The following is a 20,011-nucleotide window of genomic DNA, read 5'->3' as shown; positions in this document are numbered from 1 at the left end:
CTACAGGATTAAAACTCCCACCTTACAAAAGCTTCCATGGCAGCATAACGAGACAAACCTAACTGATTATACAATTCAGCTGTTTCACTGTTTCGGTCTTCGGCTCTCTGCCAAAATTCTCTCGCATCAGTTCCCTGAAAAACAACACCATCTTTTTGAGATTGATGTTTGAAAATTCCGTGGCGTTTTTCCAAAACCTGATCAGGGCTCATGGGTACTGCCATTTCGACTTCGTCAATTCCCCATTCCTGCCAGGCTCCGCGGTACAGCCATAGCCAGCAGTCGTTCATAAAAGCTTTTGGTTTTAATGCTTTTACGGCTTCAAAAACAGCGTCCAGACAAACTTTATGCGTTCCGTGCGGATCGGCCAGATCTCCTGCTGCATAAATTTGATGAGGTTTTATTTTTTCGATCAAATCCATTGTAAGCTGAATGTCTTCTTTACCTAAAGGTTTTTTCTCGATAGTTCCGGTTTCATAAAAAGGCAATTCCATAAAATGAATCTGCTCATCCGGCAGACCCACAAAATAACTGGTTGAACGGGCTTCTCCTTTTCGAATCAACCCTTTTAGGTATCGCACTTTCGGAATATCAATTTCGCTGGCTTTTTTGTTCTTTAAAAAGGTGACTGCTTTTTTATAAATATCCTCGGCTTCAGGACTTTTTATTCCAAATTTAGCATTATAATCAATCACAAAACTGGCAAATCGCAAAGCCTCATCATCGGCAACGGCAATGTTTCCTGAAGTTTGGTACGCCACATGCACTTCATGACCTTGTTGTTGCAGGCGCATAAAAGTACCACCCATGCTGATAATATCATCATCAGGATGCGGACTAAAAATTAGTACACGTTTTTTGGCCGGTTCTGCTCTTTCAGGGCGATTGGTATCGTCAGCATTTGGTTTTCCGCCCGGCCAGCCTGTAATGGTATTTTGTAATTTATTGAATATTTTAATGTTGATGTCGTAAGCCGGACCGGAATCTGCCAGTAAATCGCTCATTCCGTTTTCGATATAATCAGCATCGGTCAGCATTAAAATGGGCTTTTTTAAGTCTAATGCCAATCCTAAAACAGCTTTTCGGATTAATTTATCGGTCCATACAATTTTTTCTACCAGCCATGGTCTGTTGATTCTGGTTAGTTTAGAAGATGCTTCTTTATCCAAAACAAAAACGGCATTGTTGTGTTCCTGCAAAAAAGAAGCTGGAATTTGATTCGTCACTTCTCCTTCAACCGATTTTTTGATGATATTCGATTTTCCTTCTCCCCAGGCCATTAAAATAACCTGTTTGGCTTCCATAATCTTTTTCACTCCAAGCGTAATAGCAGTTCTTGGTGTATTGCTCAATCCCGAAAAATCACCGCTTGCTGCGACTCTGGTAATATGATCTAATGCGACTAAACGAGTTTTTGAGTTTTGAAGTGAACCAGATTCATTAAAACCAATATGTCCGTTACCGCCAATTCCAAGAATCTGTAAATCGATACCGCCCAACGCTTCAATTTTAGCTTCATAATTATGACAATAATCGGCAATTTCTTCTTTGGATAAAGTTCCGTCCGGAATATGATAATTCTCCGGTAAAATATCAACCTGATCCAAGAGCAGTTCTTTCATAAATCGAACGTAGCTGTTGATAGAATCTGGTTCCATCGGGTAATATTCGTCTAAGTTGAAGGTGATAACATTCTTAAAACTTAATCCTTCTTCTTTATGTAAACGAACTAGTTCTGCATACAATCCTTTAGGAGAAGAGCCTGTTGCCAGACCTAAAATACAAGGTTTGTTTTCTTTTTGTTTGGATTGTATTAAAACTGCAATTTCCTGAGCAACTGCTTTTGAAGCCTCAGAAGAATTTTCGAAAACAACGCTATTAATGTTTTCAAATCGTTTCTCGAATCCTGTTGCTTTATCTAGGGTACTTTTTATCATTTTAATTTCATTTTTTTATATGTCAATAGATCTTTAATACTTTGTGTTTTTATTTTTCACGCAGATTTAGCAGATTTAGCAGATTTTTTTAATCTTTTCTGCTTTTTATTCTGAAAGCTATTGAGAGCTATGTGTTTAAAAAGTGTTACTCGTTAGAAGGTTTTCCTATGGTAGCCAAAATTCCGCCATCGACATACACGATGTGTCCGTTTACAAAATCGCTTGCTTTAGAACTTAAAAAGATAGCCGCACCTTGCAGATCATCCGGGTCTCCCCAACGTCCTGCGGGTGTTCTGCCCATAATAAATTCGTTAAACGGATGACCGTTTACACGAATAGGAGCGGTCTGGCTTGTAGCAAAATAACCGGGACCAATTCCGTTCGTCTGAATATTAAATTTGGCCCATTCCGTAGCCATGTTTTTAGTTAGCATTTTTAGTCCGCCTTTTGCTGATGCATAGGCGCTTACAGAATCTCTTCCCAATTCGCTCATCATCGAGCACATGTTAATAATTTTTCCTCCACCGCGTTCGATCATTCCTTTTGCCACATTTTTTGATACAATAAAAGGGCCTGTTAGATCTACTTTGATTACAGCTTCAAAATCGGCAACCTCCATTTCTATAATAGGCGTTCTTTTGATGATTCCGGCATTATTAATTAAAATATCTATTGGGCCAACTTCAGCTTCTATTTTGTTGATTGTAGCAATTACAGCAGCTTCATCGGTTACGTCAAATAGATATCCATAAGCTTCGATTCCTTCAGCTTTGTATTCGGCTATGGCATTGTCTACAGCTTCCTGCGACGAGTGATCGTTTACTACAATTTTTGCACCCGCATGTCCAAGTCCTTTGGCCATTGCCATTCCCAGACCATGAACTCCTCCTGTAATGAGGGCTGTTTTTCCCGTTAAATCAAATAAGTTAATTGACATTTTTTTAAGTTTTTGGTTATTAGTAATCTTGATTTTTTTTAGATAATGTAATTATTGAAACACATACAAACATAGGTTCTGGTGCTATGAAAGGATATTAAAAAGAAATATTTTCTTTCACTTAGTCTCACTTTTTGCATTTTAAATAAGTTAAACTACTATTTAAAGTTACACTGTATATGTTTCTATTTTTTAATACTATAGTTCGCGTTTTATTTTATAACTACAATCAAAGGATTTTGAATTTCCTGATTGAAATGGTCTAAGTAATCCTGCCATTGTTTTGAGTTAGTTATCTGACCCGCTTTGTCCCAGGCAGCACCGGAATAATACACGATCGGTTCATTGTTCCTAACCGAAGTTTGGGTTAGTAACTGCTCTTTATCGACCCACATTTTTTCTGCCGGAGTGCTTAATATTATTGCAACAGCTGTAGTTCCTTCTTTGTCAAAAGTCGGTTCCCAGTAACTCATAATTCCTTGTTGTTCGTTTAAGCCAATTATGCCTTGCTTTTCACGTCTGATGATTCCAGCCACAACAGGCATGGGTTTATTATCGTTGACTGTGTAAATGTTTTCAATTCGGTTGAGTTGCGAGCCGGCATCCAGCGAGATCGTTTTTACAGCGGTCACTTTTATTCCTCCTGCATTCCAGGTATCGTAAATTAATTGAAAAGTAGATCGTAACGGGCCATTGTCTAGAACTTTCCATTGATGATAATTTCCTGAATAACGAATAGTATCCTTTACGTACGGAGCCATATTGCCGGCGCCTAATGTATAACCAACATGATAATAATCTAATCCGTCTCCATGATCGATATGATAATCGTTTCGTTTGTAACGGTCGTTTAAGACTAATTTATTGGTTCTTTTTACCCAGACATCATAACCGTAAGCGTCTCCTTCGGTTTTTTCTAATGCTTTCCCATAAGCGCGAAAGGCGATTTTGTCATTTTCCCAGGCAAAATCATCCAATCGTTCCGGAACAAAGCGAGCATAGGTTTTGGCTGCAAACGTTTTCGGTTTTCCTTTTTGAATTGAAAGTGTGAGCGATGCTTTTGCTTTAACATCAACTTGTACCAATAGATTTTGAATTGCAGCTTTTCCTTTGTGTTCTAACTGAAAAGGAACTTGCTTTTTGGTAATGCTGTTAATCACCACAAAATTGGCCGTATCGATTTGTGAATAGGAGGAAAGCACGGTTGTCCATTTTATGCCTATGACCGATTCTTTTCGGTTTAAAGCCGAATTATTCTGAATGGTTACAATTGCTTTTGATTGTGCTATAAGAGTGAAAGGCAAAATAAAAGCCAGTAAAAAGTGAATTTTGACTAATTTCATGAGTGGTAATAATTGTTGTTTTTAATGTGTTTTTTTTAAAATTCATTCAAAAAAGGCATAGCTTGTGCTTCCCGATTCCAAATGAGTTTTGCATTTGTACGAGATTATACTTTTTCAGAATAATAAATCAGTATTGATTTTAGCCTTTTAGAAGCTCAGTTTTTAAAGATTTTCGTTAAGAAGAACGACTGTAGTTTTTCATTGTATAGTAGTTTATTTGTGTTGTTTAAGTTGAGTTATTCTTCTGTGTTTTCCAGTTTTGCTAAATATTCGCTCGGCATACAACCGTAATGCTGCTTGAATGCGGTAGAGAAATACGATGGCGAATTAAAGCCGCACATATATGTGATTTGCGCAATGGTATAGCGTTTACTCTGCATGAGTTCAACTGCTTTTTTAAATCGGATTCTTTTGATAAAATCCATTGCAGATTCGCCTGTTATGGCCTTTAACTTCAAGTAAAGGTTAGAGCGGCTCATTCCGATTTCTTTGCTGAATTGATCTACTGAAAATTCAGAATCGGCCAGGTGATCTTCGACAATCTGAATGGCTTGTTTTAAAAATTCTTCATCAAGCGTATTAAAAGCGATATTCTCGGGAACCATTTCTTTTCCTACCGAATAATATTCTTTTAAGCGTTTACGGGAACGCAGCAAATTTGTAATTTTTGCGGCCAGTAACGGAGTCGAAAATGGTTTTGTGATATAATCGTCGGCACCCATTTCCAATCCTTTTAGCTGTTGGCTGGTTTCGTTTCTGGCTGTCAAAAGCATTAGCGGAATGTGCGAGGTATTAATGTTCTGTTTTACCTTTTTACAAAAATGCAAACCATCGAGCTCCGGCATCATGACGTCACTGATAATAAGATCAAAAGGCTGAATTTCTAAAAGGTCTAAAGCCATCTGACCATCATAGGCCACGGTAACATCATAAACTTTGCTGAAGTAATCCTGCAGATAATCTATAATTTCTTTATTATCGTCTACAATTAAAAGTTTTATAGGCTGATCTCTTTCGGTTATTTCATTTTCTTCAGGCAATAAAGAATCGTCTGTTTCCAGTTCATTATCCGATATGATCGACAAATTATAAGCAGACTCTTCTACATGCTGATCGTTTTTATAAATATGATCTGAAACCGGAATGGTTACAGTAAAAATACTTCCTTCCTGCATGGTACTTTCGGCTGTAATTTCGCCGTGATGCAATTCGACCAAACGTTTTGTAAAGGCCAATCCCACACCGGAACCCAAATTCATCTCACGGTTGTTTACCTGATAAAAACGATCAAAAACTTTTGAGAGATCGTCTTTGCTAATTCCGACCCCCGTGTCGGCGACCTTTATTTGTACAGTATCGTTTTTCTTTACTAATTCGACATGAATGCTTTGACCGGTTTTGGTATATTTAAATGCATTGGATAAAAGATTGAATAAAATCTTTTCCATGGCGTCTTTATCAAAATAAAATAACAGCTGTGATTCTTCGGAATGGTAGGTGTAATGAATGCTGTTTTTCTCAGAAAGAGGTTTAAACGATTCGAAGATTTCCTCCGTAAAACTCACGATATCACCTTTGCCAACTTTAAGCTGACGGGTTCCCATTTCGGTTTTTCTGAACTCAAATAACTGATCGACCAAATTGTAAAGCCTTTTTGCATTGATGAACATTAATTCATGTTTCTTTTTAGAGATTTTATCTGCAAAAGGCATTTTTAATAACTCTTCTAAAGGAGCTAAAATCAGTGTTAAAGGCGTTCTTAGTTCATGCGATACATTAGTAAAAAAATCCATTTTTACCTGATTGATATAGCTCACTCTTTCTTTGTCAATTCGTTCTAATTTTAATTGCTCAACGGCTTTTATTCGTCCTTTTATGATTTGAAAACCAATGTATATTGCGGTACTGATAATGGCCAGTAATAACAAAGAAAACCAAATTGTTTTGTACCAGGGCGGGAGTATGCTGATCTTTAAATTTCGCACCGCACTTGTTTCGCCATTTGGACCAATTGCCTTGATTTGGAAATAGTATTTTCCTGCAGGTAAATTACTGTAGCTCACCTTTAGTTCATCAGTACGCTGCCAGTCTTTATCGATTCCTTCCAGCTTATAATAGTAGTACGTCCGGTTCGATGAAATATAATTGAAGGTATTAAAAAAGATACTGAATTGTTTGTATTCCGGTCCAATTTCCAGTTCGTTTGTCTGGTCGATATGTTCCTCCAGAATGTCCGTTTCATCTGCCACCGCAACGTTTTTATTTAAAACTTCTAAACCTGTAAAACTTAGTTTTAAAGGAAGCGGCTGCTGTTTAATCATCGACGGATAGAAATATGAAATCCCTTTTATACCTCCAAAAAGCAGCATGCCGTCTTTTGCTTTATAGAAAGCATAATCGTTGAATTGCTTGTTCTGTAAACCGTCGCTTTCGTCAAAAGTCTGCATAGCATCTTTATCAGGATTAAATTTGATCAGTCCGCTGTTGGTTGATATCCAGAGGTTTCCGTCATCATCCGGAACAATTCCGTAAATCGTTTCCTTAACGAAATCTTTTCCGGTTTTAAAGCTAATGAATGATTCCTGGGCTTCATCATATAATCGTAAACCTTCTCTGGTACCAAGCCAGATTCGGTGTTTTTGATCTTCGGTAATACAGTTTATAATATCGTCGCTCAATTTTCCGTGTCCGATGTTTCCAAATAATTGTGTATCAGGATAAAACAGTGTTACGCCGTTTGTGGTTCCAATCCAGATTCGATGTTTGCTGTCTTCAAACAAAAACGTAATATCGTCTGATGTCAGGCGCTTTCCGGCCTTGTCTAAGTGAATGTGCGTAAAGGTTTTGGTTTCGGGATGAAACTGGTCTAATCCTGATCGGGTACCTACCCAGATACGTCCTTTAGAATCTTTTAATAAGCTGTAAACCAAATCTCCGGCAATTGTGTTGGGATTGTTTTCGTCATGTCGAAAACGCTGAACAGAACCACTGTTAGGGTTCAATAAATTCAATCCGCCGTTGTGCGTACCAATTAAAACATTCCCGTTATCATCGAATGCAATGGCTTTAATGTTGTTTGAACTTAAACTGTTTGGATTATTTTCACTGTTCGAATAATAGGTAATCGTGTTAGCGTTTTTATTCCAGTAATTTAGGCCTTTATCGTTGCTTCCAATCCAGAAATTTCCTTTAACATCTTGTTTAATCACGCCAATTACTTCATCGTTTAAAGAAGGTTTTCCTGAGTTTTGACTTAGCAAATTGAACTTGATATCGTTTTTATGATAGTAGTTTAAACCGCCATAATAGGTTCCTAACCAGATTCCGTTTTGTTTGTCTTTAAAAAAGCAGCGAACAGAGTTTTGACTAATAGTATAGGGCTGAGAGATTTGATGGTAATAATTGGTAAAAGAATTGTTGTCTGGATTGAAAATAGTCAATCCCTTAAAGGTTCCCAGCCAGATATTTCCCTCGGTATCTTTTCCAACACATCTAATATTATTATCGGCAATGCTATTGTTTCCGGTGCTATGAAGCAGGGAAGTAGTCTGTCCGTTTTCAGCATTGTACTGAATCACGCCCTGGCCTTCGGTAGCGACCCATAATTTTTTACGATCTATGTAAACATCATTGATATAGGTTTTTTTTACTCCTAAATTAATTTTAGCCAGCTGATGCGTTTTTGGATTGAGTTTGAAAAGCCCAACATCGGTTCCCAGAATAATTTGCTGCTGCCAAAGTCCGATATACGCTATTTTTTTGATTTCATGTGAAGAAGCATTGAACTTTACGGCCGTAAATTTTTCCTCTTTTGGATCCAGCATAAAAACATCGCCCGCAATAGAACTTGCCCAGATTCTATGCTCTTTGTCTTCGGTTATAGAGGAGATATACCATTCGCCTATATTTCGCGGAAGCGGATAATTGGTAAAACTATCCGTATTATAATTGTAAACGCTTATTCCCTGATTGCCGCCCACCCATAATTGCTCTTTATGATCCGTAAATAAACTGCGGATGTAATACGACTGCAGGCTGTTTTTTACATTTTTTACTGGCCGATACACTTTGAAACCCTTGCTGTCGTAACGATTTAATCCGTCCTGGGTTCCAATCCAGATAAAGCCCAAAGTATCCTGCTGAATGGCAAAGACTGAACTTTGCGACAAGCCTTTATCTACCGAAATATTACGAAAATATCGATCCTGAACTTGTGCATGGCTTTTGGCTGCAAAAAGAAAAATGTAGAAAAACGCAATAATGGCAATCGTTTTCTTCATGAAAGTGGTATTATAATGGTTTTATTTATGCTTATTTCTGTTTTAAAATAGAATGATAGCTTTTTGGTAACTAAAAAAAGCGTTTCACTTATTGTAAATGCACATAATTGACTATGTGAAAGAAATGTATTTCTTTTTTGCATTCTTTTAGCATTTAAAATTGATGTTTCTATGTGTTTAAACAACATCTAATTTAAAGAAAAAGCAAACATCTTATTTGTTTTAATTTTTGTCATATTTGGCCACATCCGGCAATTCGTCTATAGCTTCTTGTTTATTTACTTTAGTACCTTCTGATTCTAACAATACTGAACTTCCTTCAATTTTAGGTGAATAGGCTTTTCCTTGAAATGTAACAGGCAGATTACCATAGCTAAATAGCGATTTTACCGCTTTTCCTGAAACTTGTAAAGCGACAGGTTTTTCTCCGTCTAACTGCACCTGAATATCCCAATCTCCAACTTGTAAATGCGATAAACCATTGTTGTTTGCGATAGTTTTGATGACTTCTGTTTTTCCATCTTTAATCTGAATAATGGTTAGAAACCTGAATTTTTGTTTCGCTTCAGAAGTAATTCCGGCGTGCCATTGGTCTTTAAATTCTTTAATCTGACCTTCATCATTGGTGACTTTATTCCAGTTAACGGCAGCTTCGTAGAATTGGTTATGTACTGCCATTTTTAGCGGACTATTCGCAAATACACTTGCATTGACATTTCCTAAGTCTGTTTTTACAATGAAGTTTTGTTGTTTGGCTTTCACCGAATTTTCTCCTTCGATCGTATAATACGGGCAGTGGAACTGAGTGGTCCATTTTACAGGATTTTTAGCTTCCAGTTCATCATACAAAACAATATATCCGCCTTCTAATTGCAGCATATGTCTGCGGTATAAAGTTACTCCTGAATCTCCGTAACCATTGGCTTTATTCGGCACAACATTAATCTGTTTGAATCTGTCAAGCCAAAATTCGCTTTTAATTTCTCCGTAAGCATTACTGGCATCTCCCAAAGCATATTGAATGTGTTTTCCTGAAATAGCTCTCGGAATCCATCCGTAACCTTCTTCACCCAATTTTTGATTTAAACTATCGGCTAAAATGGTGTTGTAAGCTTTTGATGTTCTATAGTATAAAAGATTGTGCTTGTCGCTAAAATTGCTATAATAACCCGTTCCTCCAAAAATTACTTTTCCTTTGTAATTGATGGTAAAAGCATTCTGCGAAGCATGTCCGTGCCCCGAAGAACCAAATGGACTGCTGAACAAATAACTGCTCAGGGTTTTATCGCCATGAGCCAAATCTTCGTGCATGGCTACTACACCAACATCTCCAAATTTGCGGGTTTTAGGCAAGTCAGTAGGAGAATTTGCAGGCAAATTTCTGTTGGGTTTATAGTTTAATAATCTAAAGAATAAGAAATCATCTGTACCGTGATAATAGGCAGGATAATCTCTTTTTATTTCGCCCACATACCAGTTTAAGCACGGATTATTCATTTTATAAGTCAGGGCATCTGCAAACCAGGCTTCGCCTTTTACGATGTACGGAATGTTCTCCCACATGTCGCCAATTGCAGTACTTGCAGCTCCGTTTGGGTGTGTGTACAGCATATAATACGGAAGATTTTGCATCCACGGTAATTTGAAGTAATCAACTCCGCTAAAATCACCAAACATTTGTGATAAATAAACAATCGACTTAAAGTTGACTCTAAAATAGCCGTTTCCTTCATGCCAGCCGCCATCTGTAGTGCCCAGAACCGGAAAACGTGCCGACCAGACTTCGTACATATACGTAAGCCATTCTTTGGCTTCTGGAACATCATTAATTACGGCTACTGTAGCTATCGCAAGATTTCGTAGTGTAATTTGCCAAACGTGATTATCGCTTACATGCAATTCAAAACGGTTAGGCAAATGATTGTAAACGCGTTTCGCCCTGATGGTAATGATATTTTTGAATGTTTCTTTTTCCTGTGGTGTTAAAAATTGATATCCTGCATCATAAAACCAGCCCAAAGCTTCGAGTACAGCACCGCTTGTAAAATCGTCGCCTGTAGCCAATCCGTTTGGGTTCATGGCGGCAATGTTTAAGGCTCTGCGTTTAGCGTCCTGAATAAAACGTTCGTCTTTGGTCAGTTGATAGGCGATGCATAAATTACGAACAGGAGTCCCAACAGCATCACCAAAACCATGGTACATTCTTTCTACAATAATCTTTTTTTCTAATTTATTTTTGCCTGTAGTATCAATTACTCTTTGGGGTTTTTCTGTTGGGAGCGGTGCCAGAATTAGTTTTTCCGCGTAAGCGATAAATTTTTTAGCTTCGGGATTATCCAGATTGTTTTTATAAAAATCTTCGCCAATACTGTCCATATCCCATAAAAGCGGATGTGCTCCTTCGTTGCGTTTTAAAACCTCGCTTATTGGCGGTGATACTTTTTCATTGTTATATTTGTTGTCAACTACAAAATCGTAGATCGGAGACCATGTCCATTGATTGCTGTCTTTTAGGGCGTAACCGTATTTCCAGTACCATTTTCCGGCTTTTAAGGATTGGTGCAATGGGTAAACGGCCCAGCGCTGTTCAGCACTTGTTATCAAATCATTGCCGAAGTTTTTATCGCTGGCCAGCATTACTTTGTAGTGCACATTACCAATATTTGGATCTTCGGTAACTTCACTGCCGCTTTCCATTGGTTTTACCATTTCTTTTCCATTGGTTGCAGGCCATAATAAGGCGGGAGCATTGGTAGGAACTGTAATTCCGTTTACAGGATAAGGCCATTCACGGACTCTTGAATGCAGTTTTTCTGCTGTTAATTTTATTGTGGCAGGTTGCTGCTGACTGAAAACAGAAAGTGCCAAAATAGATAGTATTATTGTATATGTTTTTTTCATAAAATCATTTCGTTAGCCCAATTATAATCCTGATTCAAAAGAATCTCCATTTGTTTTACACCACTTTTTAAGATAGCGGCGCATAGCAGTTAATTCTTTTTTATAGGCTTTATTTACGGCCAGATTCGTGATCTCGCCCGGATCTGTCGATAGATTGAAGAGCTGTTCTTTTAAATCTCCCTTGTTGTATACGATATATTTATAATCTTGAGTAATTACGGCACGTCCGCTAATGTTTAGAAGCTCTTCGTTATCTGCAAAATCGGTTTCGATTACCAATGTATCACGTAATTTTAGGGCGGGATTTTCTATTTTTTTACTAATGTCAATTCCTTTTAAATAATTTGGTTTTGGGATTGCTGTAAATCCGCAGATTGTAGGGATAATATCGGTACCATTACAAACTAACAAATCATCTGTGCGTGGTTTCCATTCGCCTATTTTAGATATGATAAAAGGTATTTTGGCTGATTCTTCGTATAATATTTGTTTCTGATTCCAACTGTGACCTGCGTATCCGTCACCGTGATCTGCTGTAAAAATAATGATGGTATTTTTTTCGATATTGTATTTCTTTAAAGAAGCCAAAACCATTTCGATATAACCGTCTACTTTTTCTACCAGACGATTATAGGCCCAGCGGTATTGGCGCCATTGATCCGGAGTCCAGTTGACGGTGGGATAGGTTCTGAAACTTACTTTTTGCTGTTCGCGTACAATTTTAGGTTCGTATTCCGGGATTTTCCAGTTGGCAGGCAAGGTCGGACATTGATCTGCAGGTGGTGCATTTTCTAATACATCCATTTTTAAATCTTCTCCGCGTGCCCATTCGCAAATATCATGTGGATTCAAAAAGGAGGCGACCAATAAAAAAGGGGTGTTTTTATTCTCTTTGATAAAGCGAGCACAGAAAGACGGTGTCGCAGCATCATTATAATCCTGAAAGGCGGTATTTTCGATATATTCAAAACCATGCTGGCTTTTTTTGGAAGTGGGAACGGGTAAGTGCCATTTGCCTACATAACCGGTTTTATAACCTCCGTTTTGGAAAATTTTCCCCATCATCAACAGATCATCCGGCCATTGACCGTCCTTTTCTGGAGCGTTTCCAATAAAACCATTTTCGAAAGGCATTTTTCCGCTCATTATAGCGGAGCGGGAAGGAGTACACAAGGGTTGTGCGCAATACGCTTTGGTAAACCTGACTCCGTTTTGTGCCAGTTTATCCATTGCAGGTGTATGCAGGTTTTTGTTTCCTGCAATACTCATTGCATCAGCAGTCTGCTGATCGGTCATGATGATCAGAATATTGGGGCGTTCAGCGGTTTGCGAATTACTTAAAAACGGAATATGCAATACCACGAAAAGCCATATAAAATATATGTTTTTTTGAATGATCATATCGACCTGTTTTAATAGATTGGTTTTTGATTTATACACTCATAAATGCAAAACGAATTTAGTAATCAATGTGCTTATACGGTTTTGAATTTGTGTAAAATGATATTAAATTTATCTAAAAACCTTTAATTCTTTGAATTTGTGGGGATTTCGCGAAGAGTTACGCAAGGGGCGCGAAGTTTTTTTTATGCAGGTTTTTTTATCTCCCAATCCCGATAACCATCGGGATTGGGAGATTTTACAATTTCGCGTATTCCGTCTTTTTAAATTTCTGGAAAGCATTGGCGCAAGCACCTAATAAACCGGCTTGGTTGCCTAAACTAGCCGCTACAATTTTTGTATTGGAGAAAGAAACCGGAATTGCGGTCTTTTTAACTCTTTTTGTCAATTCATCAATATAAAACTGACCTGCTTCGCTGATTCCACCGCCAATTATGACTTTCTGCGGACTAAAAATGTTCACGCAATTAACGATTCCGGCTGCTAAATAATCAAAGTGATGTTCCATTGCATTTACTGCATGGTCTTCGCCGGCAAGATACTTTTTGATAATGGTTTTTCCGTCGATATGTTCTTTGGCTGTTTTATTTTGAGATTTGTAGTATGCTATTAATGCGGTAACAGAAGCGTATGTTTCTAAACAGCCGCGTCCGCCACAGGCACATTGAATTCCATTGTACTGAATTACGGTGTGTCCTAATTCGGCGCCACGATTGTGGTAACCGCCAAAAAGTTTTTTATTGATCATGATCGCACCGCCAATTCCTGTGCCAATCGTTAGGAATATAGCATCTTCACTGTCTTTTGCCGCGCCATAGATTACTTCGGCAAGTCCCATTAAGTTGGCGTCATTATCAATTACTACATTATGTCCTGACAGGTCATTTAGAATTTTTCCTAATGGCAATTGTTCAAAACCGGGAAGATTAACGCCACCACCCACAATTACATCATTTTCGATTAAACCCGGAAAACCAATACCAATGCCTACAATAGGTTCGTTTAATTCATCTGTGCATTGCGTAATCACCTTAACAATTAAGTTTATTATCTCTTCTTCGGTTTTTGCTTCTTTAAGGGAAACTATAAATGAAAACAAGATTTCTCCAAGTTCGCTGACAACGCCGCATTTCAGTGAAGTGCCGCCAATATCTATCCCGATTGCGTATGATTGTGATATTGGTGTATCGTTTATGGTATTCATAATGCTAATTTTACTATTATTTTATCTTCTCCCGGAAACAATTAATGCAGAACGGCAAGTTCTGCATTAATGTCCAAAAAATGATTAATTTTCTAAAAAAAATAATCCTTTTATTTATGTTCTAACGGTATTATGATTTAGGTTTATTTAAAGATTTTCCAAAATCTCTCCATATTTGAAATTGTTCCGGTGTTAGAATTGCTTTTTCTTTGGTTGTTATTTCTTTTTTCCAGGCTTCTAGTTTCTCTTGTCTCTGATCATAAAAAAGTGCCGGATCGTCTTTAATCGCTTTTTGACCTTTGTCATTTTCGGCAATTAAATCGTGCATTTTTTGTCTGTTTACTTTGCTTATTTTCATGACTGTAAAGATAGAATCTCTTAATACTTTCATGTCTTTTGGTTTATCCTGAGCCAGTGTTACACTAACCATTAGGATCAAGCTGTATACTAATACTATCTTTTTTATAATTTACTTTAAATTTATAAAATGAATATTTTATTAAACACATAGAAACATAGTTTTTATTTGTAAAAAAGGATATTAAAAAGAAACTCGTTTCTTTACACATGCTTATCTATGTTTGTTGCAAATGAGTGAAACGCCTGCTTTTCAGCCAAAATAAACTATGATTCTATGTGTTGAAAATTATATTAAGAGATTTAATACTTCGGATTTTGACGTGTAATACTTTTATTCACATCGGTTTCGTTTTGCGGAAACGGATATAATTCATGTTTCCCGGCCACAAAATTGTTGATAGCAGGGTAGAAGTATGTAGATCTTATAGCTTTTACTGCAACACTTGTTTCGGTTAATTTATCTCCCAAAATTCCCCATCTTATCAAATCGGCTCTGCGCATACCTTCCCCTGAAAGTTCCCAGGCTCTTTCTTGTTGAAGGGCTTTAAGGAAATTTTCTTTACTAAGTCCTGTTGGTAAATTTATTTGTGCAGCTGTTGGTTTTGGTAAAAGTCTGGCAGTTGCTGCTGCACCTGAACCTTTTCCGTCTGTACTTGTAATGGTTACAGTTGGTGCGGTTGTATAACCGTCGCCCGAACGTAACATTCCGATTGTCCCAATTCCACCACTTGCAAGTGTTACTACAGCTGCCGCCGCATCACTGCCGCCACCGCCTGTAATTTGAAAGACAACATTGGCCGCGGCTGTATATCCTGTTCCTTTGGTATTTAAATCAATGGCAATTCTGCTTCCCTGAATATCTGCTCCAAAAGCTCTTTTTCGAACCTGATTAATGGCATCATACGCAATAGCATTTGGACCTTCGTTTAATTCATTTTCTACTTCGGCACGCATTAACAGTAAATCTGAATAACGCATCACTACCCAGTTGATGTGTGTATATTGTCTTTCCTGAGTAGAATTGGTTTGATATTCCCTGTTCCATTTTGCCACTGTCCAGCTTTCGTCTTGTTTTGTGGTCAAAAGAGCTACTTTATTCCCCAATGCATTAATTGTATAAGTGGCTATCGAAAAATCTCTTCGCTGGTCTCCTTCTGTAAAGCTGCTGTAGAATGGCTTTGGCACCATACATCTTCCTACTGTTGTAGCGTAAATTCCGTTTGATGTTAAAGCCCCGTTGAAATAACCCACCCAGGATCCGTTTTCTCTGGCTCCGGCTGAGTTGTAAAAAGCAATCTGAAAAATATTTTCTGTAGGTTCTAAAACATGCTGACACTGGTTTTTAAAGACCTTAGAATACGAAGGGTTCAATTTATATGGATTTTGTGCCATAACATCATTGATCTCTTTTTGTGCAATCTTGTAATATTCTTTGTAATCAGCAGGACGTTTTATAGTTCCGTCTGCGTTTAAAGAATAGCCTCCTGCGAAGATGGCTACTCTGGCAAGCATTGATTTTGCTGCCCATTTGTTAACACGCTCATCTGTTGGTATTTGTTCAGGAAGAAGAAGGGCTGCTTCCTGCATGTCTTTTATAATCTGAGCATAAATTTCATGACGATCTACAAGTGCTCCCTTAAGATTATCTCCTGCCTGAGAGCTTTTTGTTTTAAAGGGAACATCGCCCCATAAACGCACTAGCTCTGAATAGTAAAAACCGCGCAGAAACTTAGCTTCTCCAATGTATCTGTTGAGCTGAGTTTTTTCGGCCTGTGTTCCGTTTGCGTACAAATCCATTTGTGGGATTCTTTCAATTACAACATTCGCCCTATCGATTCCTTCATACAATTTACTCCATACGTTGTAAAAAGCATTCGTTTGAGAGATTCCCTGATAATGCGCTATGGTACGCCAGTCATCAGATCCTAAGCCGCTTATTTGACCAATATCAGTATCAGCATCAAAAATCAGCGAAATATTCCAGCCATAGCTATCAAGAGACGACATGGGCTCGTAGACACCTAATGCCGCCATATTGGCTTCATTGGCATTAGTAAAAAAATTAGCGGTTGTAAAGTAAGAGTAGGGTGTTACTTCCAGTTCTTTTTCACATGAATTAAGCGGTAATAGCAGGCAAGTTATTCCAACTATTGTAATTGCTTTAAAGGAAAATATATATTTTTTCATTTTTTTAAACTTTAAATTATAGTGAAATATTTAAACCTGTAAGAAACGATTTGCTTCTTGGATAAGCACTAAAATCTACTCCTCTGGTTATAGCACTATTAATTACACTTACTTCAGGATCGTAACCTGAATATTTGGTAAATACATACACATTATTAGCCGTAAAATAAATTCTCAGATTTGAAATTTTAGTATTGCTCAGCCATTTTTTAGGCAGGGTATATCCTAAACTTATATTATTGATGCGCAGGAATGATCCATCCTCGATAATATCGCTGTACAAACGGCCTGTAGCATTACCATTGAAGGCTGGGTTGGTTTTTCCAACATTCAGGGCTGTCAGTTCAGCAGGATCGGTTACACGCTGTCCGCTTGCGTTAATCGTAGTCCATCTGTCGGCATAAATAGCAAAAGTATTTAGGTTTTCCTGATTCAGTCTTGAATTGTTCAGCACGTTAGCGTTATAAATATCATTTCCTACAGAGAAATCTAAAAAGATACTAAGATCTAATCCTTTATAACTAAAGGTATTATTTAAACCTCCTGTATATTTAGGGTTTGAATCTCCTATAGCAGTTCTGTCTAAATCATTGATTACTCCGTCTGGTTTTCCGTTTGGACCACTAATATCTTTAAATTTTATGAATCCCGGCTGTACCACAACATTATCACTCACTACACCTGATTTTAACGTGTAAGTGCTGTTTGTTGCATTATAATCAAAATCGCTAACCTGATATAAACCATCGCGAACATATCCGTACATAACACCTACTGGTCTTCCTACTTCTAGGATATAATCGTTTGAAGTGGTGTAACTATTGGTTATTAATGAATTTTCTCCTTCGCTTAAAGCCAGTACTTTTGTTTTATTAAAAGCGATATTAAAACTGGTACTCCAATTAAAGTCGGCCTTTTTTATGTTTATTGTATTCAGGGTAAATTCTAAACCGCGGTTGGATGTTGCACCAATATTCTGAAACTGTTTTTTAAATCCTGAACTAGCCGGTACACGGGTGTTGTAAAGCAAATCTTTAGAACGATTTTCGTATAACTCGGTAGTAAGTGAGATTCTTTGTTTGAAAAATCCTAAATCTAAACCTATATTCGTTGATTTAGTAGCTTCCCATTTTAAAAGCGGGTTCGGAATATTGTTTTGATAGGCTGTAATATTAGTTTGATTGTTAATAGGATAAGATCCTGAATTAAAAATACCTAACGCAGCATAATTTGCAATTCGGTTATTTCCTGCCTCACCATAACTTACACGAAATTTAAGGTCTGAAAATACAGGAACGCTTCTCATAAAATCTTCTTCAATAATTCGATAAGCTGCAGATACTGAAGGGAAATATCCCCATCTGTTATCAGAACCAAATTTTGAAGAACCATCAGCTCTTATACTGGCTGCAAACAAATATTTATTTTTGAAAGAATAACTTGTCTTTGCAAAAAAGGACAGCATTTTATCATCTTCTGCAAATGTTGTCGGTATGCCCGCAATGGTACCCAATTGCAGTTTGTCCCAACCCAAGTTTACATCCGGAAAAGCACTGGCAGTCGTGCTAATTCCTTCGGAATAATTATAAATGTATTCCTGACCTGCGGTAAAATCAAATTTATGATTTTTAGAAAATGTATTACTATAAGTCAGCACATTATTATAATTTAAACGGGTAGAGATATTATTGGTAACCCCTCCATTAGCACCGCCGCTTCTGATGGCCTGAATACCTCTGGCATCATTAAAATACTTACTGTTGTTATTGTTATCAGTATAACTTATCAATCCGCGATAAACCAATTTAGGTGTAATATTATACTGAAGCTGCAAACTCATGTTTATCGATCTTGTAATGGCTTCTCTTTTTTGGCTGTCGATTGTAATCGACGGACTTTGAAATATAGGCGAATCCTGATTGTCTAACGGATCTACGGTAAGGGTTTTAAGGTCTTCGTCTACGCCATTTTTTCCAATTGTTGGTCGGTATTGCAGTAAAGTCTGTAACATGCTTAATCTTGCATTTCCACCTTCGCCTGTATCTAATCCGGTTATTTTTTGATTGGAATAATTAACGATAGCATTCACAGAAAGTTTATCGGTCACATTATGCGTTACAGCCAATTTTGCGATATGCTTTACAGATTCGCTTCCGAGCATAATACCCTGATCGTTATTAACAGAATAAAATGAATTAAATTTGGTTTCGTTTCCACCGGCGCTAATACTTATCTTATGATATTGAGACTGCACTGCATTTCCAAATATTTCATCCTGCCAGTTAATACCGGGCCTGTTTTGATAAAGAGGGGCTAATTCATCCCAGGTACCATAGTTTTTTATGAATTTTTGCAGTCTTACATCATCAGTAGCACCTTCATACATTAATTGGGTATATTGATACGGATTCATTACATCAAGCTTTTTGGCAATTGTTTTAATACCTCCGTAAGTATCATAACCAATCGTTAGTTTACCGCTTTTTGTTTTTTTGGTTGTCACCAAAACTACTCCGTTGGCTCCCTGCGCTCCATAAATAGAGGTTGATGAAGCATCTTTTAGCACATCTACAGATTCGATATCTGTAGGGTCCAAAAAGCCCAATCCGCCAGTTTGCGCCACTCCGTCGACCACATACAATGGCTCGTTGCTTTGTGTTATTGAAGTTCCGCCTCGAATTCTAAGTGTTGGTTCAGATCCCGGAGTTCCGTCAGACATCGTAACCTGCATACCGGCAACACGTCCTTGCAGGGCCTGTGCAACGTTTTGTACCGGCATTTTGGCAATTTCCTCTCCTTTTACAGAGGATATGGCGCCGGTAATATTTTTTCTTGATTTCGTTCCGTAACCTACCACAACTACCTCATCAAGATTATTGGTGTCATCTATTAGTTTTGTATTGATCGTGGTTCTGTTTTTAACCGGGATCTCGGTAGTTTTTGTTCCCATAAAAGTAAATACCAATATAGCATCGGGTTTTACCTTAATTTGATAGTCACCATCAATAGATGTAACGGTGCTGTTTTTGGTTCCTTTTTCGTAAACTGTCGCACCAGGTAAAGGCAGTTTTTGCCCATCAGTAACTACACCGCTTACTGTAATATTTTGCCCATAGGTAACTATAGAAGTTATAAGCAGCATTAATAAAAATATAGTCCTTTTCATAATTTTGTTTTAAATGGGAATAAGTCTCGTACTTAATTCCTATTGATATTATTAAGTTGGTTTTGGTCTTGTTTAAAATTAGCCACTATTTGTATTGCAATTTCAAAAGATATATCTAAATGTTTCCGTTCATTTACAGAGCGAAACTTCTACAATTATTTTTGAAAATAACAACAAGTACGCTTTTAATAGTTTCATTAAATTACTTACTCAATCGATGCAGTGGAGAAAATTATAACAATTTATTAACTTGAGAAAGGGGCTGGGGAATTTTACGCCGGGTGAATAAAAATAG

Annotated in this window: 10 protein-coding genes; all 10 read right to left on the bottom strand. The window is 37.5% G+C overall.

Annotation, left to right across the window (positions count from 1 at the left end):
- Positions 1-8: 8 nt before the first annotated feature.
- The 10 genes from nagB to GIY83_RS09055 all read right to left on the bottom strand — a co-directional run bounded on the left by nagB (position 9) and on the right by GIY83_RS09055 (position 19,716).
- Positions 9-1,937 (bottom strand): glucosamine-6-phosphate deaminase, encoded by a 1,929-nt coding sequence (nagB, locus tag GIY83_RS09100; protein WP_208686465.1) that lies wholly within the window; start codon positions 1,935-1,937, stop codon positions 9-11.
- 145 nt (positions 1,938-2,082) lie between these two features.
- Positions 2,083-2,874, bottom strand: coding sequence for a gluconate 5-dehydrogenase (locus GIY83_RS09095; RefSeq protein ID WP_208686462.1), 792 nt, complete (start codon positions 2,872-2,874; stop codon positions 2,083-2,085).
- Positions 2,875-3,086: 212 nt separating this feature from the next.
- Positions 3,087-4,217 (bottom strand): DUF4861 family protein, encoded by a 1,131-nt coding sequence (locus tag GIY83_RS09090; RefSeq protein ID WP_208686460.1) that lies wholly within the window; start codon positions 4,215-4,217, stop codon positions 3,087-3,089.
- 236 nt (positions 4,218-4,453) lie between these two features.
- Positions 4,454-8,497, bottom strand: a complete 4,044-nt coding sequence (locus GIY83_RS09085; RefSeq protein ID WP_208686458.1) for a two-component regulator propeller domain-containing protein — start codon at positions 8,495-8,497, stop codon at positions 4,454-4,456.
- A gap of 222 nt (positions 8,498-8,719) precedes the next feature.
- Positions 8,720-11,398, bottom strand: a complete 2,679-nt coding sequence (locus GIY83_RS09080) for a DUF4962 domain-containing protein (protein ID WP_208686456.1) — start codon at positions 11,396-11,398, stop codon at positions 8,720-8,722.
- 21 nt (positions 11,399-11,419) lie between these two features.
- Entirely contained in the window at positions 11,420-12,799 is a 1,380-nt protein-coding gene (locus GIY83_RS09075) for a sulfatase (protein WP_208686454.1), read from the bottom strand.
- 238 nt (positions 12,800-13,037) lie between these two features.
- Positions 13,038-14,003, bottom strand: a complete 966-nt coding sequence (locus tag GIY83_RS09070) for an ROK family protein (protein ID WP_208686452.1) — start codon at positions 14,001-14,003, stop codon at positions 13,038-13,040.
- A 130-nt stretch (positions 14,004-14,133) separates the two neighbouring features.
- Positions 14,134-14,433: a hypothetical protein gene (locus GIY83_RS09065; RefSeq protein WP_208686450.1), complete on the bottom strand. Its 300-nt coding sequence runs from the start codon at positions 14,431-14,433 to the stop codon at positions 14,134-14,136.
- 230 nt (positions 14,434-14,663) lie between these two features.
- The gene (locus GIY83_RS09060) at positions 14,664-16,550 is read right to left on the bottom strand and encodes a RagB/SusD family nutrient uptake outer membrane protein (protein ID WP_208686448.1); all 1,887 of its coding nucleotides are present in this window, start codon (positions 16,548-16,550) and stop codon (positions 14,664-14,666) included.
- A 16-nt stretch (positions 16,551-16,566) separates the two neighbouring features.
- Positions 16,567-19,716: a TonB-dependent receptor gene (locus GIY83_RS09055; protein WP_208686446.1), complete on the bottom strand. Its 3,150-nt coding sequence runs from the start codon at positions 19,714-19,716 to the stop codon at positions 16,567-16,569.
- Positions 19,717-20,011: the final 295 nt, after the last annotated feature.

Source organism: Flavobacterium sp. SLB02, from assembly GCF_009664855.1.
GTDB lineage: Bacteria > Bacteroidota > Bacteroidia > Flavobacteriales > Flavobacteriaceae > Flavobacterium.
The sequence above is the reverse complement of the archived record's forward strand: the minus strand, read 5'-3'. Positions and strand labels throughout refer to the sequence as shown.

Excerpts from the sequence above, each read along its gene's own strand:
- GIY83_RS09095 (WP_208686462.1), bottom strand. The coding sequence starts at position 2,874 with ATGTCAATTAACTTATTTGATTTAACGGGAAAAACAGCCCTCATTACA.
- nagB (WP_208686465.1), bottom strand. The coding sequence starts at position 1,937 with ATGATAAAAAGTACCCTAGATAAAGCAACAGGATTCGAGAAACGATTT.
- GIY83_RS09065 (WP_208686450.1), bottom strand. The coding sequence starts at position 14,433 with ATGGTTAGTGTAACACTGGCTCAGGATAAACCAAAAGACATGAAAGTA.
- GIY83_RS09090 (WP_208686460.1), bottom strand. The coding sequence starts at position 4,217 with ATGAAATTAGTCAAAATTCACTTTTTACTGGCTTTTATTTTGCCTTTC.
- GIY83_RS09055 (WP_208686446.1), bottom strand. The coding sequence starts at position 19,716 with ATGAAAAGGACTATATTTTTATTAATGCTGCTTATAACTTCTATAGTT.
- GIY83_RS09080 (WP_208686456.1), bottom strand. The coding sequence starts at position 11,398 with ATGAAAAAAACATATACAATAATACTATCTATTTTGGCACTTTCTGTT.
- GIY83_RS09075 (WP_208686454.1), bottom strand. The coding sequence starts at position 12,799 with ATGATCATTCAAAAAAACATATATTTTATATGGCTTTTCGTGGTATTG.
- GIY83_RS09070 (WP_208686452.1), bottom strand. The coding sequence starts at position 14,003 with ATGAATACCATAAACGATACACCAATATCACAATCATACGCAATCGGG.
- GIY83_RS09085 (WP_208686458.1), bottom strand. The coding sequence starts at position 8,497 with ATGAAGAAAACGATTGCCATTATTGCGTTTTTCTACATTTTTCTTTTT.
- GIY83_RS09060 (WP_208686448.1), bottom strand. The coding sequence starts at position 16,550 with ATGAAAAAATATATATTTTCCTTTAAAGCAATTACAATAGTTGGAATA.